The sequence below is a fragment of the Methyloversatilis discipulorum genome (assembly GCF_000385375.1).
Classification (GTDB): domain Bacteria; phylum Pseudomonadota; class Gammaproteobacteria; order Burkholderiales; family Rhodocyclaceae; genus Methyloversatilis; species Methyloversatilis discipulorum_A.
Genome location: NZ_ARVV01000001.1, coordinates 559,299 through 583,245 on the forward strand (window position 1 = coordinate 559,299; position 23,947 = coordinate 583,245).

The 23,947-nt window shown below is 67.3% G+C and carries 19 protein-coding genes and 1 tRNA gene; 15 read left to right on the plus strand and 5 right to left on the minus strand.

Annotated features, from left to right (window positions below):
- Positions 1-38: 38 nt before the first annotated feature.
- The 7 genes from glyQ (at position 39) to METRZ18153_RS0102690 (ending at position 6,520) form a co-directional block, all read left to right on the plus strand.
- Positions 39-989: a glycine--tRNA ligase subunit alpha gene (gene glyQ, locus METRZ18153_RS0102660; RefSeq protein ID WP_019915440.1), complete on the plus strand. Its 951-nt coding sequence runs from the start codon at positions 39-41 to the stop codon at positions 987-989.
- Between the two features lie 74 nt (positions 990-1,063).
- On the plus strand, positions 1,064-3,169 hold the full coding sequence (glyS, locus tag METRZ18153_RS0102665; protein WP_020163286.1) for a glycine--tRNA ligase subunit beta: 2,106 nt from the start codon (positions 1,064-1,066) through the stop codon (positions 3,167-3,169).
- A 4-nt stretch (positions 3,170-3,173) separates the two neighbouring features.
- On the plus strand, positions 3,174-3,716 hold the full coding sequence (gene gmhB / locus METRZ18153_RS0102670; RefSeq protein WP_020163287.1) for a D-glycero-beta-D-manno-heptose 1,7-bisphosphate 7-phosphatase: 543 nt from the start codon (positions 3,174-3,176) through the stop codon (positions 3,714-3,716).
- Positions 3,716-4,459: a lysophospholipid acyltransferase family protein gene (locus METRZ18153_RS0102675; protein WP_020163288.1), complete on the plus strand. Its 744-nt coding sequence runs from the start codon at positions 3,716-3,718 to the stop codon at positions 4,457-4,459. The genes gmhB and METRZ18153_RS0102675 overlap by 1 nt, the downstream gene beginning before the upstream one ends.
- Positions 4,428-5,204, plus strand: coding sequence for a M48 family metallopeptidase (locus tag METRZ18153_RS0102680; protein WP_232415948.1), 777 nt, complete (start codon positions 4,428-4,430; stop codon positions 5,202-5,204). Before METRZ18153_RS0102675 ends, METRZ18153_RS0102680 begins: the two co-directional genes overlap by 32 nt.
- 164 nt (positions 5,205-5,368) lie before the next feature.
- The gene (gene gloA, locus METRZ18153_RS0102685; protein ID WP_020163290.1) at positions 5,369-5,767 is read left to right on the plus strand and encodes a lactoylglutathione lyase; all 399 of its coding nucleotides are present in this window, start codon (positions 5,369-5,371) and stop codon (positions 5,765-5,767) included.
- A gap of 99 nt (positions 5,768-5,866) precedes the next feature.
- A complete protein-coding gene (locus METRZ18153_RS0102690; RefSeq protein ID WP_020163291.1) occupies positions 5,867-6,520 on the plus strand; it encodes a laminin B domain-containing protein in 654 nt (217 codons plus the stop codon).
- On the opposite strand, the gene METRZ18153_RS0102695 is transcribed toward METRZ18153_RS0102690, so the two are convergent.
- A complete protein-coding gene (locus METRZ18153_RS0102695) occupies positions 6,521-9,622 on the minus strand; it encodes an ATP-binding protein (protein WP_029143502.1) in 3,102 nt (1,033 codons plus the stop codon).
- 3 nt (positions 9,623-9,625) lie between these two features.
- Positions 9,626-10,663 (minus strand): HD domain-containing phosphohydrolase, encoded by a 1,038-nt coding sequence (locus METRZ18153_RS0102700; RefSeq protein WP_029143503.1) that lies wholly within the window; start codon positions 10,661-10,663, stop codon positions 9,626-9,628.
- A gap of 204 nt (positions 10,664-10,867) precedes the next feature.
- Between METRZ18153_RS0102700 and METRZ18153_RS0102705 the strand changes: the two genes are divergently transcribed.
- From METRZ18153_RS0102705 to METRZ18153_RS0102720, 4 genes are all read left to right on the plus strand, one after another.
- Complete coding sequence (locus METRZ18153_RS0102705) at positions 10,868-12,259, plus strand: TAXI family TRAP transporter solute-binding subunit (protein WP_020163293.1); 1,392 nt, start codon at positions 10,868-10,870, stop codon at positions 12,257-12,259.
- A gap of 105 nt (positions 12,260-12,364) precedes the next feature.
- Positions 12,365-13,588 (plus strand): efflux RND transporter periplasmic adaptor subunit, encoded by a 1,224-nt coding sequence (locus tag METRZ18153_RS0102710; RefSeq protein ID WP_020163294.1) that lies wholly within the window; start codon positions 12,365-12,367, stop codon positions 13,586-13,588.
- Positions 13,589-13,602: 14 nt separating this feature from the next.
- Positions 13,603-16,716 carry an efflux RND transporter permease subunit gene (locus tag METRZ18153_RS0102715; RefSeq protein ID WP_020163295.1) on the plus strand — a complete coding sequence of 1,038 codons (3,114 nt, stop codon included), beginning with the start codon at positions 13,603-13,605 and terminating at the stop codon, positions 16,714-16,716.
- Positions 16,713-18,155: an efflux transporter outer membrane subunit gene (locus tag METRZ18153_RS0102720; protein WP_020163296.1), complete on the plus strand. Its 1,443-nt coding sequence runs from the start codon at positions 16,713-16,715 to the stop codon at positions 18,153-18,155. The genes METRZ18153_RS0102715 and METRZ18153_RS0102720 overlap by 4 nt, the downstream gene beginning before the upstream one ends.
- 6 nt (positions 18,156-18,161) lie before the next feature.
- On the opposite strand, the gene METRZ18153_RS0102725 is transcribed toward METRZ18153_RS0102720, so the two are convergent.
- Positions 18,162-18,743: a bactofilin family protein gene (locus tag METRZ18153_RS0102725; RefSeq protein ID WP_020163297.1), complete on the minus strand. Its 582-nt coding sequence runs from the start codon at positions 18,741-18,743 to the stop codon at positions 18,162-18,164.
- 352 nt (positions 18,744-19,095) lie between these two features.
- Here METRZ18153_RS0102725 and METRZ18153_RS0102730 point away from each other — a divergent pair, with 352 nt between their 5' ends.
- The 4 genes from METRZ18153_RS0102730 (at position 19,096) to METRZ18153_RS0102745 (ending at position 22,866) form a co-directional block, all read left to right on the plus strand.
- Positions 19,096-20,493 carry a HAMP domain-containing sensor histidine kinase gene (locus METRZ18153_RS0102730; RefSeq protein WP_020163298.1) on the plus strand — a complete coding sequence of 466 codons (1,398 nt, stop codon included), beginning with the start codon at positions 19,096-19,098 and terminating at the stop codon, positions 20,491-20,493.
- Positions 20,483-20,965, plus strand: a complete 483-nt coding sequence (locus tag METRZ18153_RS20345; RefSeq protein WP_020163299.1) for a hypothetical protein — start codon at positions 20,483-20,485, stop codon at positions 20,963-20,965. Before METRZ18153_RS0102730 ends, METRZ18153_RS20345 begins: the two co-directional genes overlap by 11 nt.
- Positions 20,962-22,338, plus strand: coding sequence for a sigma 54-interacting transcriptional regulator (locus METRZ18153_RS0102740; RefSeq protein WP_020163300.1), 1,377 nt, complete (start codon positions 20,962-20,964; stop codon positions 22,336-22,338). Before METRZ18153_RS20345 ends, METRZ18153_RS0102740 begins: the two co-directional genes overlap by 4 nt.
- 183 nt (positions 22,339-22,521) lie before the next feature.
- A complete protein-coding gene (locus METRZ18153_RS0102745; protein WP_020163301.1) occupies positions 22,522-22,866 on the plus strand; it encodes a BON domain-containing protein in 345 nt (114 codons plus the stop codon).
- A gap of 20 nt (positions 22,867-22,886) precedes the next feature.
- Here METRZ18153_RS0102745 and METRZ18153_RS0102750 read toward each other — a convergent pair whose 3' ends face one another.
- Positions 22,887-23,657, minus strand: coding sequence for an oxygen-binding di-iron domain-containing protein (locus tag METRZ18153_RS0102750; protein WP_020163302.1), 771 nt, complete (start codon positions 23,655-23,657; stop codon positions 22,887-22,889).
- A 161-nt stretch (positions 23,658-23,818) separates the two neighbouring features.
- Positions 23,819-23,897, minus strand: a tRNA-Ile gene (locus tag METRZ18153_RS0102755).
- Positions 23,898-23,947: the final 50 nt, after the last annotated feature.

Below are 23,947 nucleotides of genomic sequence, written 5' to 3' on the forward strand. Positions count from 1 at the left end.
GCCGGTAAAATCCCGCCTTTCCCTCACGGTCTGGCTCCATGTCTGCTGCACCCACATTCCAGGAAGTGCTGCTGCGTCTGTCCCGTTTCTGGGGCGAGCAGAACTGCGCGCTGCTTCAACCTTATGACATCGAGGTCGGTGCCGGCACCTTCCACACCGCCACCTTCCTGCGCGCCATCGGCCCCGAGCCCTGGCGCGCCGCATACGTGCAGCCCTCGCGCCGGCCGAAGGATGGCCGCTATGGCGAGAACCCGAACCGTCTGCAGCACTACTACCAGTTCCAGGTCGCGTTGAAGCCGTCGCCGCCGAACATCCAGGAGCTGTACATCGACAGCCTGCGCGCACTCGGTCTCGATCCTTCGCAGCATGACATCCGCTTCGTCGAGGACGACTGGGAGTCGCCGACGCTGGGCGCCTGGGGCCTGGGCTGGGAAGTGTGGCTGGACGGCATGGAAGTGACGCAGTTCACCTACTTCCAGGAAGTGGGTTCGATTCCGTGCAAGCCGGTGCTCGGCGAAATCACCTACGGCGCCGAGCGCCTGGCCATGTACCTGCAGGGCGTCGAGAACGTGTACGACCTGGTGTGGGCACCGGGCATCCGCTATGGCGACGTGTATCACCAGAACGAGGTCGAACAGTCGACCTACAACTTCGAACATTCGAACGTCGAATGGCTGTTCCGCCAGTTCGGCGATTACGAGTCGGAGGCGAAGCGCCTGATCGAAGCCGGTCTGCCGCTGCCCGGTTACGAAATGGTGATGAAGGCCTCGCACAGCTTCAACCTGCTCGATGCGCGCGGCGCCATTTCAGTGACCGAGCGCGCTGCCTACATCGGCCGCGTGCGCGCGCTGGCACGGCTGGTGGCGCAGGCCTACTACGCCTCGCGCGAACAGCGCGGTTTCCCGATGGCCGACCTGAGCAGCCCGCGCCTGCGCGCATTGCTCGGCGAGGAAGAGTGTCAGCGCATCGAAGCGCTGCGCGCCGCCTGAGTTGCGTCATTCTTGCCCCGTCCTGATCCGACAGAACTGTTTTGAGGCCGCTGCGGCGGCCCTCTGGAAGAGCTATGCAAGCCACATTGCTGGTCGAACTGCTGACCGAAGAATTGCCGCCCAAGGCGCTGTCGCGCCTGGGCGAGGTGTTTGCCGACGCGGTGTTCAAGGCGCTGGTCGAGCGCAAGCTGGTCGCTGCCGACGCGCGCATGGACCGCTACGCCAGCCCGCGCCGTCTCGCGCTGACCGTGCAGGGCGTGACCGACCGCGCGCCCGATGCGGTGGTCGATGAAAAGCTGATGCCGGTCGCCGTCGCGCTTGATGCCGATGGCAAGCCGACACCGGCGCTGCTGAAGAAGCTGCAGTCCAAGAACATTCCGGCCGAGGCGCTGCCGCAGTTCACCCGTCGCATGGACGGCAAGAGCGAAACGCTGTTCTACGCGATGACGGTGCCGGGCGCCGCGCTTGACGAGGTGCTGGCCGGCATCGTGCTCGAAGCGCTGAAGAAGCTGCCGATTCCGAAGCTGATGCGCTGGGCCGACTGCGACTACCAGTTCGTGCGCCCGGTGCACGGTCTGGTGCTGCTGCACGGCGACCGCGTCGTGCCGGGCCAGGCCTTCGGCCACGCCTCGGGTCGCAGCACGCGCGGCCACCGCTTCATGGGCGAGGGCGAAGTGACACTGGCGAACGCCGACGAATACGCGCGTGCGCTGTACGAGCGCGGCGCGGTGATGGCGTCCTTCGAGGCACGCCGCGCGCTCATCGTGCAGCGGCTGGCGCACGTCTGCGCCGACATCGGCAACGGCGTGCACCACGTCGATGACGCGGCGCTGATCGACGAAGTGACGGCGCTGGTCGAGAACCCGAATGTCTATGTCGCGCAGTTCGAACCGGACTTCCTCGCCGTGCCGCAGGAATGCCTCATCCTGACGATGAAGGCCAACCAGAAGTATTTCCCGCTGCTCGATGCCAGCGGCAAGTTGCTGAACCGCTTCCTGGTGGTGTCCAACATGCAGGTGGCCGATCCGCACAACATCGTGTCCGGCAACGAGCGCGTGGTTCGCGCCCGCCTGTCGGACGCGCGCTTCTTCTTCGAGCAGGACAAGAAGACGCCGTTGGCCGCGCGCATTCCGAAGATGGAGGCGGTGGTCTATCACAACCGCCTGGGCAGCCAGTTCGACCGCGTCATGCGCATCCAGCGTCTGGCCACCGACATCGGCGGTCGCCTCGGCGCCGACGTGATGCAGGCGGCGCGCGCCGGCCTGCTGGCCAAGGCCGACCTGATGACCGACATGGTGGGCGAGTTCCCCGAGCTGCAGGGCGTGATGGGGCGTTACTACGCACAGCACGACGGCGAAGCCGAGGTCGTTGCGCAGGCGGTCGAGCAGCACTACCGCCCGCGCTTCGCCGGCGACGCGCTGCCGGATGGCGCCGTCGCGTGTGCGGTGTCGCTGGCCGACAAGATCGACGCGCTGGCCGGCTTCTTCGGCATCGGGCAGATCCCGACCGGCGACAAGGACCCGTTCGCGCTGCGCCGCGCCGCGCTCGGCGTGCTGCGTATCCTGATGGAAACGCCGCTGCCGCTCGATCTGGCCGAACTGATTGCCGCCGCGCGCGGCGGTTTCCGCGCGGGCCAGGTGGGCGAGGGCGACGCGGCGAACTTCGAGGCGCAACTGCTGGACTTCATGTTCGAGCGCCTGCGCAACTTGCTGCGCGAAGCCGGTCACGATGCGCGTGCGATCGACGCCGTGCTGGCGCTGCGACCGACGCGCGTCGACCTGGTGCCGGCCAAGCTGGCAGCCGTGGTTGCCTTCTCGGCGCTGCCGGAGGCGCAGTCGCTGGCCGCTGCCAACAAGCGCATCGTGAACATCCTGAAGAAGGCGGACGGCGTGGCGGTCGGTGTCGACGCGGCCCTGTTCGCCGAAGCCGCCGAGCGCGATCTGCACGCCGCGCTGACGGCGGTGCAGCCGGCGCTGCGTGCCGATCTCGACGCGGGCCGCTACGCCGAAGCACTGACCGCACTGGCGCAGCTGCGCGCGCCGGTCGACCGCTTCTTCGACGACGTGATGGTCAATGCCGACGACCTCAAGGTGCGCGCCAACCGCCTCGCACTGCTGGGCGAACTGGCGGCAGCGATGAATGCAGTGGCCGACATTTCCCGCCTTGAGCTGAAGGACTGAGCGGGTGAAGCTCATCATTCTCGACCGTGACGGTGTCATCAACTACGACTCCGATCAATTCATCAAGTCGCCGCAGGAATGGCGACCGATCGAAGGGTCGATGGAGGCGATCGCGCTGCTGAACCAGTGGGGCTGGCGCGTGGTGGTGGCGACCAACCAGTCGGGTGTGGGCCGCGGTCTGTTCGACATGGATACGCTGGCCGCCATCCATGACAAGATGCACCGCACGGTGGCACAGGCCGGCGGCCGCATCGACGCCATCTTCTTCTGTCCGCACGCGGCCGATTCCAAGTGCGCCTGTCGCAAGCCGAAGCCAGGCATGCTGCTGGAGATCGCCGAGCGCTTCAATGTTGACCTGAACGACGTGCCGGTGGTCGGCGACAGCCTGCGCGACCTGCAGTCGGCCGTCGCCGCCGGTGCGCAGCCGGTGCTGGTACGCACCGGCAAGGGCGGGAAGACCGAAGCCGATCCCGAGCTGCCGCCTGGCACGCCGGTTCATGACAACCTCGCCGCCTATGTGCGTGCACTCACGGTGAATACCGACTGATGCCCTTCGTCCGCTCGCTGCTGTTCTTCGTCTTCCTCTTCGTCATCACGCCGCCGTTTTCGCTGATCGCCATCCTGGCGCGGCCGCTGCCGCCCCATGTGCGCTACCGCCTGATCGGGTTGTGGACGCATCTGACGATGTTCGCGCTGCGCGTCATCGTCGGTCTGCGCCATCGCGTCATCGGCAGCGAGAACCTGCCCAAGGGCAAGGCAGTGGTGCTGTGCAAGCACCAGTCGGCGTGGGAAACGATGGCGCTGCAGGTATTCCTGCCGCCGGTCGCCTTCGTGTTCAAGCGCGAGCTGCTGCGCATACCCTTCTTCGGCTGGGGCCTCGGTTGCATGCCGATGATTGCGATCGACCGCGGCGCCGGCAAGGACGCTCTCAAACAGGTCGAGGAGCAGGGCGCTCGCCTGCTCGACCTCGGTTTCTGGGTGACCGTTTTTCCCGAGGGCACGCGCATGCCACCCGGGCACACGAAGCGCTACAAGATAGGCGGTGCGCGGCTGGCCGAGGTGACCGGTGCGCCGGTGGTGCCGATCGCGCACAACGCCGGCGACTTCTGGAAGCGCAATGCCTTCCTCAAGCTGCCGGGCGAAATCACGGTGAGCATCGGACCGGCGATCGACACGCAGGGCTTGACGGCGGAACAGATCAACGGGCAGGCTCAAGCCTGGATCGAAAGTGAAATGCGCAGACTGTTCCCGCATCACTATGGCTCAAACCCACAGCCCGCAGCAGCTTGAATTGGCGCTCGATACGCCGGACAACGCGCCGCCGCAGCCGCGCGGTCGCCACATCGTGCTCGGTCAGCAGATCATCGAGTACGCACTGCGTCGCAGCCGCCGCAACTCGATCGGCTTTTCCATCGGTGAATCCGGCCTGCGCGTGACCGCGCCGCACTGGGTGACCCTGCCGCAGATCGAAGAAGCGCTGCGCGAAAAGCAACGCTGGATATTCACCAAGCTGGGCGAAGTGCGTGCCCGTCGTGCCCCGGTGCGCACCGACTGGCGCGACGGCGCCCGGCTGCCCTGGCTGGGTACGCACGTCATGCTGCGCCTCGGTGACACCTGCGCGCGACCGTTGATCGACAACGAGGTGCTGCGCCTGCCACTGCCGGCCGACGCCGACCACGACCGCGTGCGCGACGCGGTGTGCGGCTTCCTGCAGCAGGAGGCGCTGGCGCTGTTCACCCGCCGCGCGACCGAGCTCGGCGCGCGCATCGGTGTGGCGCCCGAACGGGTGGTGCTCAGTTCGGCCAATACGCTGTGGGGCTCGTGCACCGCACAGGGCGTGATCCGGCTGAACTGGCGACTGATACATTTCTCGCCGGCGCTGATCGATTACGTGATTGCGCACGAACTTGCTCACCTGAAGGAACTGAATCACTCGCGCGCGTTCTGGGATACCGTGGCCGCCATCCTGCCCGGTTTCGAGGCGGCGCGGCGCGAGCTGCGCGCGCACCACCCGGGGCGCATCGTCGCCCCCTAGAATGAAACAGCCCCCTTACTCGCCAGGCACGTACAGGGTCGGCTTCGCACAGCCGACCCGTTTGGCAGGCGCGGCGCAATGCGCCGCACCCCTGCCTCACCCCCCGCAAGGGGAAGGTCAGTTCCTTCGGAACGGCCGTGCTGAACTGAAATGAGGACTCACACATGCGCATCCTTCACACCATGCTGCGCGTCGGCAATCTCGACCGCTCCATCGATTTCTACACCAGTGTCCTCGGCATGCGCGTGCTGCGCCGCAAGGACTATCCGGACGGCAAGTTCACGCTGGCCTTCGTCGGCTACCAGGACGAAGCCGACGGCGCGGTGCTCGAACTGACCCACAACTGGGATACCGACAAGTACGACCTCGGCAACGCCTACGGCCACATCGCGCTCGAGGTCGACGACGCCTACGCCGCCTGTGAGCAGGTGAAGGCGCGCGGCGGCAAGGTGGTGCGCGAGGCCGGCCCGATGAAGCACGGCTCGACCGTGATCGCCTTCGTCGAGGACCCGGACGGCTACAAGATCGAGTTCATCCAGCGCGGTTCGCAGTCCGCAGGCTGAGCCTGCCACCGGCAACGCACGTCCGTGAGATATTCACGTGGCGTGCGTGCCCTGCAGGTTTAGGTTGCCGGCTTCCAACATCGGAATCGGAGGTCGGACATGCGTTCCCACATCATCGCGCTGCTGCTGTCGCTCGGCGCGTCCCACGCGGCATTCGCTGCGCCGTCGAGTACCTTCGACTCCGGCAATGACGGCTGGACGGTATCCGACACCAATCCGCCCTTCGATTCCTTCGGCGGCTCCTTCACACCCGACTACGACGAGGAAGGCCAGTTCATCCGCTACACCGATCCGTCGGCGATGAGCTTCTTCTTCGAGGCGCCGGAATCCTTCCTCGGCGACCTGTCGGGCTACTACGGCGGTACGCTGCACTACAGCCAGACCTTGTCGGTGCAGACGCCGCAGTGGCGCGATGACCCGGACGTGGTGCTGGTGAACGGCGCGGGTCTCGTGCTGGTGTTCCAGCACGACTACCAGCCGGGCATCGACTGGACCGATTTTACGGTGACGCTGGCGGAGGGTAGCTGGCGCGTGGGCGGTCTTGGCGGCAGCTTCGCCACCGCCGCACAAATGCAGTCGGTGCTCGGCGACCTGCAGCGCCTGCGCATCCGTGGCGAGTACATCTCCGGGGTGGTGGAGACGACGGCGCTCGACAACGTCGCCATCACCGCCGTGCCCGAGCCTGCATCGTGGGCGCTGATGCTGTCCGGCGTGGCGCTGGTCGCCGCTGTGGCGCGGCGACGTTTCGGCTGATCAGGCTGCTACGCGGGCGGCCTGCAGTTCCGCCCGCAGTTCGGCGGCCAGGGCCTCCACCTCGGTTTCCAGCTGGTCGATCAGCAGGTCGGTGCCGGCGTCGTCCGGCGCAGCGGCGCCACCGCGTTCAAGCCGCCCGGCGATGCCGGCGGCTCGGGTGCCGCCGAAATTGCGCACCGTACCCTTGAGCGTGTGCGCCTCGGCCGCAAGCGCATCGCGCGACACCGACCGTGCCTCGCGCAACGCACCCAGCATGGTCCGGTAGTCGCGCAGGAAGAGCACGATGATGTCGCGCATCAGCACTTCGTCGCCGCCCAGATTGCCGAGCGTGAACGCGCGGTCGAACTGCGCGGCGTGCGTGCCGTCCGCCTTGCCGATGCACTCCTCGGGGCGTTCGGCCGGCGCCGACGCCGGCTTCTGCAATGCCTCTTCCAGTGCGCGTATCAGTGCCGGAACCTGTATCGGTTTCGACACGTAGGCGTCCATGCCGGCGGCAAAGCACTTCTCACGGTCGCCAGCCATTGCGTGCGCTGTCATCGCCACGATGGGCGTGTGGCGCTCGCCGTCCTGTGCGCGGATGTGACGCGTGGCGTCGAAGCCGCCCATCTGCGGCATCTGCAGGTCCATCAGGATGACGTCGTAGCGGATGCAGGCTGCCTTCGCGACGGCTTCGAGGCCGTTCGCCGCCACGTCGACTTGGTGGCCCAGGCGCTCCAGCAGGCGTACCGCCAGCGTCTGGTTCACCGGATTGTCTTCGGCCAGCAGGATGTTGAGACGGCGTCCTTCTCCGCCCTCGGTCACCGGAATGCTGCGCCGCTGGCCGGTCGTGCCGGTGCCCGTCGCGGCCATCAGCGCGTCGAGCAGGGCTGCAGTCTGCGCGGGCCGGGCGACGCTGCCGCTGATGCCGGCGGGCAGGGCGCTGGCGCCCGGTGCGGCACCGTCGTGCAACAGGATGATGGGCAGTTCGGCGGCGCACTGTCCCTTCAGCGCATGCACCAGCGCCCAGCCGTCGCGTGCGGCGAGGTCCTCCGCTACCAGCAGTGCGCGGAAGCACTGAGCCTCGCTTTCTGCCGACACGATGGCACCGATGCCTTCGTCGAGATCGGCGCACAGCCGCGCCGCCATCTGCCACTGCGCCAGCTGGGCGGCGAGATGCGTACGCGATGACGGGTCGGGCTCGATCACCAGCAGAGGCATGCGCTCCAGCGAGCCGGTTTCCTGCGATGCCAGTTCGCCGGCGCGTGCGCTGGCGAACGGGACGGTGAAATGAAAGGTCGATCCCTCGCCTGGTGCGCTGATCACTTCCAGCCTGCCGCCCATGCGCTTGACCAGCCGCGTGCAGATGGCAAGGCCGAGGCCGGTACCGCCGAAGCGGCGGGTGGTCGAACTGTCCGCCTGCGAGAAGGCGTCGAAGATGAGCGCCTGCTTGTCCGCCGGAATGCCGATGCCGGTGTCGCGCACCGCGAAGCGCAGGCCCTGCACGCCTTCGTCCTGGCGGTCGAGCGTGACCGACAGGTCGACGCTGCCGCGCTCGGTGAACTTCAATGCGTTGCCGATCAGATTGGTCAGCACCTGACGCAGCCTGACCGGATCGCCGACGACGCCGTCGGTCACCGACGGATCGATGCGGCAGCCGAGCTGGACCGGACGTCCCGGCTTGGGCGCCAGCGTGCGCACGATGCTGCCGATCACCTCGCGCAGGCTGAACGGAATGTGTTCGAAGTCCAGGTGCCCGGCTTCGATCTTCGAGAAGTCGAGGATGTCGTCGATCAGCGTCAGCAGTGTGTCCGACGACTGCTTCACCAGTGTCAGGTACTCACGCTGTTCGCCGGTCAGGTCGGTGTCGAGCGCCAGTTCGGTCATGCCCATGATGGCGTTCATCGGCGTGCGGATTTCGTGGCTCATATTGGCCAGGAAGTCGCTCTTGGCGCGGCTTGCTGCCTCGGCGGCGTCACGCGCCTGCATCATCTGCTCGTGCACCGCGCGTCGCTCGCTGATGTCGGAAATGAAGGCGGTGAACAGCGCACGCCCCTTCATGTGCGTCGAGGTGATGGCCAGTTGGGCGGGGAAGCGGCGACCGCTGCGGTGGCGGATGTCCAGCTCCATGTGATGTCCGATGACGGAATCGAAGTGGCGGCTCAGCCACTGCAGCAGGTCGTGCTGACCCGGCTCGCGTTCGGAGGGGGCCACCAGCAGCTCGATCACCGGGTGCTGCATCGCCTCGGCAGCCGTCCAGCCCAGCATGCGTTCCGCAGCCGGGTTGTATTCGATCACGTTGCCGAAGCCGTCGAAGGTGATCACTGCGTCCAGCGCCGCACCGAGAATCGCACCGGTGCGTGCTTCGCTTTCGGCCAGTGCGCTGCGCTGGTCGTACAGGCTCAGCGACGCCCAGTTCAGCGCCCGTGTCAGCCGATCGGTTTCATGCGAGCCGGTCGCGGTTGGCAGGGTTTCGCCCATCGCCTGGTCCAGCTTTTCGGCGAAGTCGGTGCACTGGTTCAGCGCGGCCAGCGGCCGGCGCAGCAGCAGGTAGAGCGCGCCAGCGCCGAGCAGCATTGCGAACAGCCCGTGCAGCAGGCTGTCACGCAGAATGTGCGCATGCACTTCGCGCGCTTCCGGTGTATCGGTCTCGGTGCGCAGCCATACGGTCTGTCCGCCGGCCACCAGTGGCACCCAGCTGACGACGATCCGCCGCCCCGCATCGTCCTCTGCCGCAGCGCGCGCACGCGCGATCAGGCCCGGTGGCGGTGCGTCGGTCGGGCGGGTGTCGGCCGTGCGCCAGGCGCCATCGCCGGCGCGTCGGAGTGCCGACAGGACTTCGCCGTTCGGCGTGACCAGCGCCGCCGCCAGCAGCACGGCCGTGTCGGGCAGCCGCGGCCGCAGCGCGACCAGGGCGTCGCGGTCGTATTCGATGTCGGCCGCCAGGCTGGCGGCGATGGTGTGCGTCTCGGCCAGCGCGCCGCGTTCAAGCAGGCGCAGTGTTTCGTGCGTCTGTTCGCTCGCCGTGTACAGCGCATTACCCGCCGCGCCGACGCCGAAGGCGAGCGCAAACAATGCGGTGATGCGCAGCAGCAGGCGGTGCGGCCCGAAGGCTGATGGATTCATGGATCAGTCTTCGTCCCGGAAGCGCGCACGAATGTTCTGCACTTCGTCCCAGCGCCCGAGCATGGCATCGACGCAGGCCGGATCGAAATGTCGCCCCCTGCCATCGGCAAGGAAGTCGCCCGCGCGTTCGACCGCCCACGCCTGCTTGTAGGGGCGCGACGAGGTCAGCGCGTCGAACACATCGGCCACCGCGACGATGCGCCCGACCAGCGGTATGGCATCACCGGCAAGGCCCTTCGGGTAGCCGCTGCCGTCGAATTTCTCGTGGTGACTGAGCGCAATCGTCGCCGCCAACTGCATGTAGGGCGAGGCGGAGTCCTTCAGGATTTCGTGGCCGATGGTGGCGTGCTGCTTCATGATTTCGAACTCGTCCGGGTCGAGGCGGCCCGGCTTGAGCAGGATGTGATCCGGCGTGCCCAGCTTGCCGACGTCGTGCATCGGTGCAGCGATCAGCAGGGCCTCCTCCATGTCGGCGTCGAGACCCATTTCGCGTGCGATCAGCGCCGAGAAGTGAGCCATGCGCAGGATGTGCGCGCCGGTTTCGGGGTCGCGGAATTCGGCGGCGCGCGCCAGCTTGTTCAGCGTTTCGCGCTCGCGTTCGAAAATTTCGGCGGTAGCACGGCGGACCTCTTCGGCCAGTACGCGGGCGTGGTTGGCCAGCACGACCTGGCTGCGCCTCAGCGACAGCATGTTGCGGACGCGCGAGGTGAACTCGACACGATCCACCGGCTTGGTCAGGAAATCGTTGGCGCCGGATTCCAGCGCGCGGTAGCGCACTTCGCGCTCGTGGTCGGCGGTGACCATCAGCAGCGGTGTCTGGGTGCGCGCCAGATTGGAGCGGAAGCGCCGGATGAATTCGATGCCATCCATGTCCGGCATCATGTAGTCGACGATGACCAGATCCGGGTCCTCGCGCATGCAGTGTTCCAGCGCCTCGGACGGTGACAGGAAACAGGTCGATTCCACGTCCGGCAGCTTGCCCAGCAGCGCAGACATCAGAACCAGATTCACCTGCGCGTCATCCACGACCACTACATTCATCCAGGGCACCCCGTGTGCGTATCTTTTTCGATGTGCGGCGGTGCCCGATCGGCCCGCCCGATCCATCCTTTCCGCACGAAGGAATAACGGCGCCGCGCGCGGGCGACTTTAGATGGCCCGGATCGTGGCTGACAGAATGAAACAGATGCGCGCGAGAGCATCCGGCCGTGCGCAAGCCCGGTCGGCGCGCTAACCTACTGCCCGATGAATGCTCCGACGCCCTACACGCTTCGCGCTTCCGCGCTGCGCAACTGGCTGCGCCAGCTGTCCTTCCGCGACATGTTCGCGCTCGGCCTGCCAGCCCTGCTCATCATCGCCGCCGGTTTCTGGTTCGCCGCCCGCTACATCAAGCCGGCGCCGCCTGACCAGACGACGATTTCCTGCGGTGCCCAGGGGTCTGCCTACGAATCCTTCTGCGCGCGCTACAAGCCGCTGATCGAGCCCTTCGGCGTCGGCGTGAAGCTGCTCGAAAGCGCCGGTTCGATCGAGAATCTGAAGCGCCTGAACGACCCGGAACAGACCGTCGATTTCGCTTTCGTCCAGGGCGGCAGCGCGGAAGATCACCCGCCCGGCCTGCTGTCGCTCGGGGCCGCCTATTACGAACCGGTGTGGGTGTTCTACCGTGGCCGGCCCGGGCTGGAGCGGCTGGACCAGCTGAAGGGCCTGCGCATCGGCGTCGGGCCGGAGGGCAGTGGCACCCGCCATCTTGCGCTGCAGATGCTGGCGGCGCACGGCATGGCGGACGACAAGCGGCGCTTGCTGCCGCTGAGCGGAATCGTTGGCGTCACCGCGCTGCGCGACCGCCGCATCGACGCGCTGGTGGTGGTCGGCGCGGTGCATTCGGCCAGCGTCTGGGCCTTGCTCTATTCGGACGGCGTGTCGCTGATGAGCATGACGCAGGCGTCCGCATACTCGCGCCGCTTCCCGCATCTGACCATGCTGACGCTGCCGCGCGGCGCCATCGATTTCGTGCGCGACATTCCGCCGAAGGACGTGTCGCTGGTGGCGACACAGGCCTATATGGTGGCGCGCGAAGACACGCACCCGGCGCTGATCGACCTGATGCTGGGCGCGATGAAGCCGGCGCATGCCGAGGCCAGCGTGTTCCAGCGGCCGGGCGAGTTCCCGAAGGCGGATGGCGGCGACTTCGAACTGCACCCGCGCGCCAAGCGCTTCTACGAGGTCGGCCCGCCTTTCCTGCAGCGCTACCTGCCGTTCTCGATCGCCAATCTGTTCGACCGCATGCTGGTGCTGCTGGTGCCGCTGCTGGCCCTGGCGGTCCCGCTGTTCAAGATCCTGCCGCAGCTCTACGTCTGGCGCGTGCGCAGCAAGCTGTACCGCTGGTACGGCGAACTGAAGGACGTCGAACGTCAGGCCATGCTGCCGGATCAGACACGCAGCCGGGCCGAGTGGCTGGACGACATCGACCGCATCGAGGCGGCGGTCGCGCGCATCCACGTGCCGCTGGCGCATTCCGATTACCACTACCAGTTGCGTGCCCACATCCACATGGTGAGGCGGCGTCTGCAGGGCATACCGGACGGTGCGGCGCACGAAAATGCGCAGGGCGCAGGAACCGAAACGGCGCCGTCCTGACTCAGTGACAGTTCGCCGGCCGCGCGTCGCGCAGTCCGGCTGGGGCAAATTTACAAACATTCGTGCTTGTATATAATTGCAGGCCGAATTCAGGAGAGTTCCCCGATGCCTGTCCGCTCCGCGGCCGCCGTGCCCGCCTCGCGTCCGATTTCCCGCCTGGCCGTGCGCCCGGGACGCCGACTTTCTCCGCTCCACACCTCTTTCGGTTTCGTCGTGCTGATTGCTGCTGCGCTGCTGCTGTCCGCCTGCAGTGGCGACAAGGCGGCGCAGCCGGCCGCCGCGGCGCCGCAGACCTTGCCCGTCACGGTGATCGAAGTGGCGCCGACGCAGGCGCCGCTGGTGGTCGAGGCGGTGGCGCAGGCCGAAGGTGCACGCGAAGTCGAAGTGCGGGCGCGCGTCAGCGGCATCCTCGAAAAGTGGCTGTTCCGCGAGGGCGAGCCGGTCAAGGCCGGGCAGATGCTGTTCCGCATCGAGCGTGCACCGTTCGAGATCGCGCTGGCGCAGGCCAAGGCGCGTCTGGCCGAAGCGCAGGCGGTCGAGGAACAGACGGCGCGTGAAGCGCAGCGCCTGACCGGGCTGGTAGACGAGAAGGCGATCAGCCAGAAGGAATTCGACGATGCGCGCTCGGCCAGCGCCGTGGCCCGTGCCGCGGTGAAGTCGGCCGAAGCGGCGGTGCGCGAGGCGGAACTGAATCTGAGCTACACGCAGGTGAGCGCGCCGGTGGCAGGGGTGACCGGCCGTGCCCATCGCTCCGAAGGTTCGCTGGTGAATACCGGCAGCGACAGCCTGCTCACCACGATTGCGCAGATCAATCCGATCTGGGTGCGCTTCAGCCTGTCGGACAACGACCTGGCCGGCGTGCCGGGCGGGCGCGCCGCGGTACGGAGCTTCCGCGAGGTCGAGCTGCAACTGCCCGACGGCAGCATCCTGCCGCAGCGCGGCCGCATCAATTTTTCCGCCAGCCGCATCGATCCGGCGCTGGGCACGCTGGAAATGCGCGCCGAGTTCGCCAACGCCGACGCCGTCGTGCTGCCCGGCCAGTTCGTCCGCGCACGGGTGATCGCCGGTGAGCGCGACAATGTGTTCCTGGTGCCGCAGGCTGCGGTCACGCAGACCGAAAGCGGTCCGGTGGTGATGCTCGCGAATGCCGAAGGCAAGGTGGAGCCGCGTCCGATCAAGCTCGGTCAGTGGCAGGGCAAGGACTGGGTGGTGACCGGCGGCCTGCAGGCTGGCGACCGCGTCATCGTCGATAACCTGATCAAGCTGCGACCGGGTGCGCCGGTGGCGCCGCGCGCGGCGGGTGAAGCTGCGCCGCCGGCGAAGTCCTGAAGGAGCGCCCGCACATGGCCCGCTTCTTCATCAACCGCCCTATCTTTTCGGGCGTCATATCCATCGTCATCATGATCGCGGGCCTGGTGGCCTCGCTGTCGTTGCCGATCGCGCAGTACCCGGAAATTTCGCCGCCCACCGTCATCGTCACGGCGACCTACCCGGGCGCCAACTCGGAAACGCTGGCGCGCACGGTGGCGGCACCGATCGAGGAACAGCTGTCGGGCATCGAGGGCCTGCTGTACTTCAACTCGACATCGACCTCCAACGGTACGGTCACCATCACGCTCACCTTCGAGGTGGGCACCAATCCGGATACCGCGCTGATCGCGGTGAACAACCGCATTTCGGTGGCCGAGTCGCGGCTGCCGGAAGACGTGCGCCGCTCCGGCCTGGTGGTGCGCAAGCGTTCGAACAACCTGCTGATGATCGCCGCGCTGAAGTCGACCGACGGCCAGCGCGACACGCTGTTCCTGACCAATTACGTGCAGGTGAACGTGCTGGAAGAGCTGCGCCGCCTGCCGGGCGTCGGTGACGCGATCGCCTTCGATGCGCCGTACGCGATGCGCGTCTGGCTGAAGCCGGACGTGATGGCACGCTTGGGCATCACGACCACCGAAGTGGCGGCCGCCATCCGCGTGCAGAACGCACAGAACGCGGTCGGCCGCATCGGTCAGGAACCGGTCACCAACGGCCAGCAGCTCACCTACACGGTGACCGCGAAGGGCCGCCTGCTCGACATTCCGCAGTTCGAGAACATCATCCTGCGCGCCGACGGCCCGGGTGGCGTGGTGCGGCTGAAGGATGTCGCGCGCATCGAACTGGGTGCCGAGAACTACGACCGCACGACCAAGGTGAATGGCACGCCGGTGTCCGGAATGGGTGTCTATCTGCAGTCGGGTGCCAACGCGCTCGACACCGCCAAGGCGGTGCGCGCCAAGCTCGACGAACTGTCGCAGCGGCTGCCAGAAGGCACCGAATTCATCATTCCGAACGACACGACGCGCTTCATCAGCGAGTCGATCAAGGAGGTGGTGCACACGCTGGCCGAGGCCACCGTGCTGGTGGTGCTGGTGGTGTGGGTGTTCCTGCAGAACTGGCGCGCCACGCTGATTCCATTGATCGCGGTGCCGGTGTCGCTGGTCGGCACCTTCGCCGGCCTGTGGGCGCTCGGCTTCTCGATCAACACGCTGACGCTGTTCGCGATGGTGCTGTCTATCGGCATCGTGGTCGATGACGCCATCGTCGTGCTGGAGAACGTCGAGCGGCAGATGCGCGAACACGCGCTGCCACCCAAGCAGGCGTCGATGGCGGCGATGCGCGAGGTGTCGGGCGCGCTGGTGGCGATGGTGCTGGTGCTTTGCGCGGTGTTCGTGCCGGTGGCTTTCCTCGGCGGCATCGCCGGTCAGCTTTATCAGCAGTTCGCCGCCACGGTGGCGATTTCGGTGTCGATCTCCGGTGTCGTCGCATTGACGCTGACACCGGCGCTGTGCGCGCTGATGCTGAAGGAGCACGAGGGCGAAGTGAAGTTCTTCCGTCCGTTCAACCGTGGCTTCGAGTGGCTCACCCGGCTGTACACCGGCACCGTGGGCGCCACGCTGCGCCACCGCGTGGTGGCGACGCTGCTGGTGTTGCTGCTGTTCGCGGGCGCCGGCTTCATGTTCCGCGTCGTGCCCGGCGCCTTCGTGCCGTCCGAGGACCAGGGCTATCTGTTCGGCTTTGTCACGCTGCCCGACGGCGCCTCCGCCGAGCGGACCGAAGTGTCGTTCGAAAAGATCCGCCGCGTGATCAACGACCACCCGGCGGTGGAGAACGTGTTCATGGTGCGCGGCATGGACTTCATCACCGGCAACAACCGGCCCAGCGTGGCGATGACCTTCGTCGTGCTGAAACCGTGGAAGGACCGCACGACCACGGCCGACGACCTGCAGAAGGTGATCGCCGCCGAAGGCATGAAGCTGAGCGACGGCATGGGCTTCATCTTCAATCCGCCGCCTATCCAGGGCCTGGGTGCGGCGGGTGGTTTCGAGGCCTATGTGCAGGCGCGCGAGGATTCCGATGCGCGCAAGCTGGCCGCCATCACCGGCCAGCTGATCGCCGAGCTGAACAAGCGGCCCGAGCTGGTGGACGTGAAGACCTTCTTCCGCGTGTCGTCGCCGCAGCTTGCGGTCGATGTCGATGAGCCGAAGGCGCTGTCGCTGGGCATTCCGCTCGACGCGCTGTATTCGACGCTGCAGGCGACGATGGGCACGCTGTACGTGAATGACTTCAACCGCTCGGGCAAGACCTACAAGGTGCAGCTCGGCGCCGACGCGCCCTACCGGATGAAGCCGGAGGACCTCGGCAAGCCCTACGTTCGGTCGAGCTCGGGCGCGATGATTCCGCTGTCGGCGGTGATCAGCGTACGCACCGTGGTCGGGCCGGAAATGGTCGAACGCTTCAACGGCTTCGTCGCCGCCAAGATTCTGGGCAATGCAGCCCCCGGTCGCAGTTCCGGCGACGGCATCGCCGCCGTCGAGGAGGTGGCGCGTCAGGTGCTGCCGGCCGGCTACACGCTGGAGTGGGTGGGCCAGGCCTACCAGGAGAAGCGCACCGGCATCACCTCGGTGCTGGCGCTCGGTTTCGGCATCATCATGGTGTTCCTGATCCTGGCCGCGCAGTACGAGCGCTGGTCACTGCCGCTGGCCGTCATCATGGCCATCCCGTTCGCCATCCTCGGCGCGCTGCTGGCGGTATGGATGCGCGGCATGCCGAACGACATCTACTTCCAGATCGGTCTGGTGGTGCTGGTCGGTCTGGCGGCGAAGAACGCCATCCTGATCGTCGAGTTCGCGCTGCAGAAGCAGCAGGAGGGCATGGACGCCATCGCCGCCTCGCTGGAAGCGGCACGGCTGCGCTTCCGTCCGATCTGCATGACGGCGCTGGCTTTCATCCTTGGCGTGGTGCCGCTGGTCACCGCCACCGGCGCCGGCGCCGCGGCGCGCCGCTCGATGGGTACCGGCGTGTTCGGTGGCATGCTGGCCGCCACCTTCATCGCCACGATATTCATTCCGATGTTCTACAGCTGGATGGCCGGCCGCAAGGCAGCGCGCCGTGACGACAGCCCGGCCGACGAGGTGACCGCATGATGCCCGCCGCCCTGAAAACGCCGCTCGCGCTGGCCTGCGCCGCGCTGCTGTCCGGCTGCATGGTCGGCCCGGACTATGTGCGCCCGACGGTCGATCTGCCGGCACAGTACGCGCCGGCGCAGGACGCGGTGCCCGTCGCCGTTGCGCGTGGCTGGTGGAAGCAGTTCAACGACGACACGCTGAACACGCTGGTCGAACGGGCGCTTGCCGACAACGCCGACGTGCAGCGTGCCGCAGCACGGATCGAACAGGCCGACGCGCTGCTGCGCGAAGCCGGTGCGGCCCTGTTCCCCGATGTCGGCCTTGGCGCCTCTGCCAGCCGCTCGCGCATCAGCGGCGTCGGTGCGCCGATACCGGCTGGCGCGCCGCTCTACCGCAACAGCTTCCAGACGGCGATCTCGACCTCGTTCGAACTCGATTTCTGGGGCCGGCTGCGCCGCGCCAGCGAGGCGGCGCGTGCGCAGGCGCTCGGTACGCGGCACGCGAAGGACACGGTGGAACTGACGCTGGTGAGCCAGGTGGTCGGTGGCTACCTGAACCTGCGCGCGCTCGACGCCCAGCTCGTGCTGTCGCGCGACACGCTGGCCACGCGACGCGAGAACGTGGACATCCTGCGCAGCCGCGTCGAGCGTGGCCTTACCAACGAACTGGAACTGCAGCAGGCGCTCGGCGCGGTCGCGGCGATCGAGGCGCAGATCACAGACCTGGCGCGCAGCCGTGGCATCGCCGAAAACCAGATCGCGCTGCTGACCGGCAATCTGGGCATGCACATCGAGGCTGGCGACCTGCGCAGCCTGCCGCTGCCGCCGTTGCCGCCAGCCGGCTTGCCGTCGTCGCTGCTCGACGCCCGTCCCGACGTGCGACAGGCGGAGGCGGAACTGGCGTCGGCCAACGCGCAGATCGGGGTCGCCAAGGCGGCGCTCTATCCGTCGATTTCACTGACCGGCAACTACGGTTCGCAGAGCCGCGAGTTGTCGGACCTGTTCAGCGGCCCGGCCAATATCTGGTCGCTCGGCGTTGCGCTCGACCTGCCGCTGTTCGACGCCGGTCGCCGCAGCGCCCGTGTCGATCAGGCCACGGCACAGCAGAAGCAGGCGCTGGCCGGCTACGTTTCGGCCATCCGCAACGCCTTCACCGACGTGCGAGACGCACTGGTCGCTGCCGAACAGTACGCGCAGAGCGTGAGCGCACTGCAGGCGCAGTCCGACGCCGCGGCGCGCAGCCTGCACCTGGCGCAGAAGCGCTACGACGCGGGCTATTCGCGCTATCTCGAAGTGCTCGATGCGCAGCGCACCGCCAACGAGGCGTCGCTGGCGCTGGTGCGCGCGCGTCAGGGCCAGCTGGCCGAAGTGGTGAACCTGTACGCCGCACTGGGCGGCGGATGGGGTGAGGAGGCTGGGGCCGCGCCGGACGACGCCGCAGCGTCGTCCTTCCGCTGATCCGCTTCAACCGGCGAGCGCGGTCAGTGACCGCGGCTCGTCGGCCTTGCGCTCGACCGGCTTTTCCTTGCCGGCGCTGGCCAGCGATTTAATGTCGCCGGAGATTTCGCCGCCTTCCTCGATATGGATCTTGCCGTAGCGGATCTTGCCGCTGACGCGGCCGGTGGCATGCACGATGAGTTGTTCGCGCGCGGTCAGTTCGCCGTCGAAATTGCCATGGATTTCCGCCACGTCGATGCTGACGGTGCCGGAGTAGGCCCCGTTTTCGGCGATGCGGATGACGCGGCTGTCCATCGTTGCTTCGACCCGGCCTTCGACCACCAGCGTGTCGCAATCGAGAATTTCCGCGCCGCGCAGTTTCACGTCGGGGCCGACGATGAGACGGCTGCCGTGGGTGGGCGAGGGCTCCATCGCTTCCGGCTTCGACGGCTGCGGCGCCGGGGTGTCGCGCTGCGGCGACAGCGCGGCCGGCGACGGTGTCGTGCTCACCGTCATGCCGCTGCCGGACGTGCCGCCGCCGCCCGGTCGTATCGTGCGCGGCAACGTGGATTCAGTGGATTTCGGGAACAGGCCGGGCTTGTTGAACATGTCGTCTCCTTGAAAGTGGCTCGCACCGTGCGGCACGGCGCGCACCGACCGTTCGCAAGCCGTGTGCCTGGTGCTAAATCGGATTTTTAATCAATGGCTTACTTGCTTCGATTCGAGCTTTCACGGCGCCTCTGGCGCAAAGGCCCGCGATTCTGTCGCCGCAGCGCGACAGTCGGCCGCGCCGAAGGGGGCGCAGTGCGCATCAAGGCGTGCGCTGCGCCGTGTCGCCGCTCGGCGACACGGCGCCTCGTCGCTGCGGATTTAACGTTCTGTTGCATTCCATTACCGGACCTTACCGTGGCCCGCGTCCGGGCTGCCTAGACTCGGACGTTCACCGGAAATCCTTCGACTCATGCCTCATGCATCCTTCCGTACCACCCTGCTGCTGACCGTGCTGCTGATCGCCGGCGCGCTCGGTGCCGCAGCAGCAAGTGGCTGGATCATGCTGCAGGACTTCGCCCGCGCCAGCCGTGAGGCCGGCAGCGGCGCATTGAATCTGACGTCGGCGATGCAGCAGATCGACGAACGCTCGCTCGACATGGCGCGCAGCGCACGTCAATACGCCGTGCTGCGGGACGACGGTCTGCGTCTCCGCTACGACGAGGCTCAGACCCAGGCGCTGGCCTCGCTGGCGACGATGACCGCGACCTTGCCGCAGATCGCGCCGCACGCGGATACGTGGCGCCGCACCGAAGCGCAGTTGCGCGCCGTGTTCGACCTGCCGACCGAGGCCGCCGTCGACGACGCGTTGCCCGATCTCGCAACTATCAATGATCGTCTCGCCGCTGGCGTGCGCGAGGCCATCGATGGCCGCAACGCGGCGCTGCTCGATACGCTGGAGTCGAGCCGCGACACGCTGGCGACGCAGGTGCTGGCGGCCATCGCCCTTGCGCTCCTGCTGGCGGTGGCCACCGGCTGGTGGATATTGCGGCCACTGAAGCGCGTGGAGCAGGCGATTGCGCGCCTCGGCGAAGGACAGTTCTCGACGCCGGTGCAGGTCGGCGGCCCGGCCGATCTGCGCCGGCTCGGCGAGAAGCTCGAATGGCTGCGATTGCGGCTGGCCGATCTCGAGACCCATCGCAATCGCGTGCTGCGCCACGTGTCGCACGAACTGAAGACGCCGCTCGCGTCGCTGCGCGAGGGCATCGCACTGCTGCAGGATGGCGTGACAGGCAGGCTCAGCGACGAGCAGATCGAAGTAAGCGGCATACTGGATGCCAATGCACGCGCGCTGCAGGAACGCATCGAACAGCTGATCGGCTACAACGCGACGCAGTTCGACGCCCGCCACCTCGAACTGAAGCCGACCGCGCTGCGTGCGCTGGCGCGCGAAGTGGCGGCCGACCTCAAGCTGCAGGCGCAGGCCAAGGACATCCGTCTCGACGTCAGCGGCTACGCGCCGCCGGTGCGCGGCGACGCCGCCAAGCTGCGCATCGCGCTGACCAACCTTCTGGCCAACGGCATCGCCTTCAGCCCGCACGGTGGCACGGTGCGGCTCGAACTGAGCAGCGATGGCGGCACCACGCGCATCGACTGCATCGACGAAGGTCCGGGGGTCGCGCCGGACGAGACCGAACGCATCTTCGAACCCTTCTTCCGCGGCAGCCGCCGCGCACCGCGCCCGGACAAGGGCAATGGCCTCGGACTGGCCATCGTGCGTGAATTCATCGCCGCGCACGGTGGCCGGGCTCTGGTACTGCCGGCCGAGCGCGGCGCCCACTTCAGGATCGAATTGCCCCATGCCAGCTGACGTCCGTCTGACCCGTCTGACACCGATCGTGCTTGCGCTGTCGCTCGCCGCCTGTGCCGGCGTGAAGCCCGCACCATCCGCGCCGGTGACGACCGAGGCGCCGCAGCCAGCGGCGCCTGAAACACAGACCAACGCGGCGGAACGCCAGTTGCAGCAGGCGATGCAGGCGGCGCAGCTGCGCGGCGGCAATCTGACGCGCGCGCGCACCCTGCTGGAGGCGCTGGTCGCCTCTACCAGCGACGAGGCGCGGGCAGTGCAGCCTTATGCGAAATCGCTGCTCGAACAGGTGACAGAGCGCCAGCGGCTGGACGCTGCCAACGTGAAGCTTACGCAGCAACTCGAGCGCAGCAGCCAGCAACTGAAGGACAGTCAGGCGCGGGCGGACGAACTGCAGCGCAAGCTTGACGCGCTCGCCGACATCGAGCGCAGCCTGCCGCCCGCGCGCATTCCGTCGCGCGGCGTGCCGCGGTGAGGGCGGACGGGCAGCACAAGCTGCTGCTGGTCGACGACGACACCGATCTGCTGCGTCTGCTGTCGCTGCGGCTGAAGGCCAGCGGCTATCGAGTCAGCACCGCCGAAACGGCCGAAGCGGCGCTGACTCGGCTGGCGGTGGAGCGCTTCAGTCTGGTCCTGAGCGACGTGCGCCTGCCGGACCGCGACGGGCTCGCGCTGTTCGACGACATCCGTGCGCAGCACCCGGCACTGCCGGTCATCCTGCTGACTGCGCACGGCAGCATTCCCGATGCGGTGGAAGCGACCTCGCGCGGCGTCGCCGGTTATCTGACCAAACCTTTCGACAGCGCCTCACTGCTCGACCGCATCGCGCAGGCGCTGTCGCATGCCGCTCCGGCCGGTGCGGCGACGGCGATCGACGCCGGCTGGCGAGACGGCTTCATCAGCCGCAGTGCGCGGATGGAATCACTGCTCGACGAGGCGCGGCTGGTCGCCGCCTCCGATGCCAGCGTGCTGATACGCGGTGACAGTGGCACCGGCAAGGAACTGCTGGCGCGCGCCCTGCACCGCGCCAGCCCGCGCGCGCAGGCGCCTTTCGTCGCCATCAACTGCAGCGCGATACCGGACGCGCTGCTCGAATCCGAGCTGTTCGGTCACGAACGTGGCGCCTTCAGCGGCGCGGTCGCCCGTCACACCGGCCTGTTCCGTGCAGCACACGGCGGTACGTTGTTTCTCGACGAGATCGGTGACATGCCGCCGGCGTTACAGGTGAAGCTGCTGCGCGTGCTGCAGGAGCGGGCGGTTCGGCCGGTCGGCGCGACGCAGGCCGAGCCGGTCGATGTGCGCATCGTGTCGGCTACCCACTGCGATCTCGATGCGCTGCTCGCGCAAGGGCAGTTCCGTGAAGACCTGTATTACCGCATCAACGTGGTCACGCTGACGCTGCCGCCACTGTCCGAGCGGCGCGAGGACATTCCGCTGCTGGCCGAGCATTTCCTGCGCACGCTGGCAAAGAAGTACGGCAAGCGCTTGCGCGGCTTCGCGCCCGACGCGCTGGAGGCGCTGGCGACCGCGCACTGGGCCGGCAATGTGCGGCAATTGCAGAACGTGGTCGAACAGGCGTGCGCGCTGGCCACTACGCCGCTGGTGCCGCGGGCGCTGGTCGATCGTGCGCTGCGTGTGAGGCCGATGGAAGCGCTGGGCTACGCCGAGGCGAAGCAGCGCTTCGAGCGCAATTACCTGGTACAGCTGCTCAAGCTCACCGCCGGCAACGTGACCGACGCGGCGCGCATCGCCGGCCGCAACCGCACCGAGTTCTACCGCCTGCTGCAGCGCTACGACCTGAACCCGGGCCTGTTCCGGGGCGATGTCGCCGAGATGCGACAGGCCTGACCGGCGCTGCGCAAGGGGCCGCGACCGGGTGCCGTGCGGGCGTCGCCGCAGCCCGACGCGCAGTGTGTGCTGCACGTCCCAAGTATCTGAATTCAAAAGCAGGCGAGGTGTGGCATGGCGTGTGCTGAGGCGGGCACTCCCGCCGGCCGGAGTACGCCGCTACAACAGATACGGAGGCAGACCATGATCACCCGCCAGTCCATTGCGACCCTGCTCACCACGACAGCGATCGCCTACTCGATCTGCTCTCCCGCTCAGGCGGCCAGTCTGGTCGCCGCCACGCAGGCGACGTCGCGCGATCCGGTCGCCGATGATCGCGACCGTGGCCTGCAGGAGGCGATCAAGGGCGCGCTCGGCGCCGACGAGGCCCTGAGCGGCTGCTATGTCGCGGTGAGCGCCCGCGATGGACGCGTGACCTTGAGCGGGGTCGTGCGCGACGCGTCGCAACTGGCGCGCGCGCTGCAGACGGCGATGGCGGTACCCGGCGTGCGCGCTGTCGACAACGCGCTGGAAGTGGCCGGGCGCTGAGTACGCTCCGGCGCGCCGGTTCAGGGCGCCTTGTAGTGCGCCTGCGTCATCAGGTCGACGCCGCAGGGCAGATTCTCTATCCAGTCGACGAAGCGCTTCACCATCGCCTTGCCCTCGAAGCGGGCGCCGTGCTGCGGCACGATCATGTCGATGTCGAGCCCGCGCACCATGCTGGCCCAGTAGCGGCAGATCTTGTTCGACACCATGTAGCGGCGGTGGAAGCCGAACATGTGCGGAATGTGCGCGTCAAAATCGCTGACCGGCGGCAGCGCTTCGCTGTGACCGATCATCGAGGCGCCCATGTCGCCGGAGAACAGGATTTTCGACACCGGGTCGTAGAACTGGAAATTGCCTTCCGAGTGCATGAAGTGTGCCGGCAGCGCCAGCATTTCCATGCCGCCGAGCGGAATGCGCATGCCTTCGTCGGGGATCGGAATGATGCGCGCCGTGTAGTCGCGACCTGTCGTGAAATGCGGCAGGAAGCGCGCCCACAGCTTCGAAATCATCACCTTGCACGAGGTGCTGACCATCCATTTGTTCATCGACGCAATGATGTCCGGGTCGGCGTGCGAGGCGAGGATGAGATCGAGGTCTTTGGACGGGAAATAGCGCTGCATCGCCATCATCAACCCGGTGTAGGTCATGTTGCCGCCGGGGTCGATCAATGCGCCGTGTTCGCCATCAACCACCAGGAACTGGTTGCACTGCACTGCGTGGTCGGCGCCTTCGTCGACCAGATCGTAGAAGGCCAGGCAGACGTGCTTGCCGTTGTTGAACAGTTCGACTGCCATTGCCCATCACCCCTTGCCGAAATGCCGACTGATTACGAAGGCGACAGTGTGCCGCAAATCGGCGGGCTTTTAGCCGCCGGCAGCGGGGGGCTTGATGACGATCAATGGGCGGGCGCCCGGAGCGAGGGGCCCCAGCCGTGTGCGGGCTGGGGCGGGCGATCTGGTGGGCCCCCTGGGAGTCGAACCCAGCACCAACGGATTATGAGTCCGCTGCTCTAACCAAGCATGAGCTAGAGGCCCGGAAGGGAGCGGTACTATAGCAAAGGGGCGCCGTATCGGGGCCTGCGGAG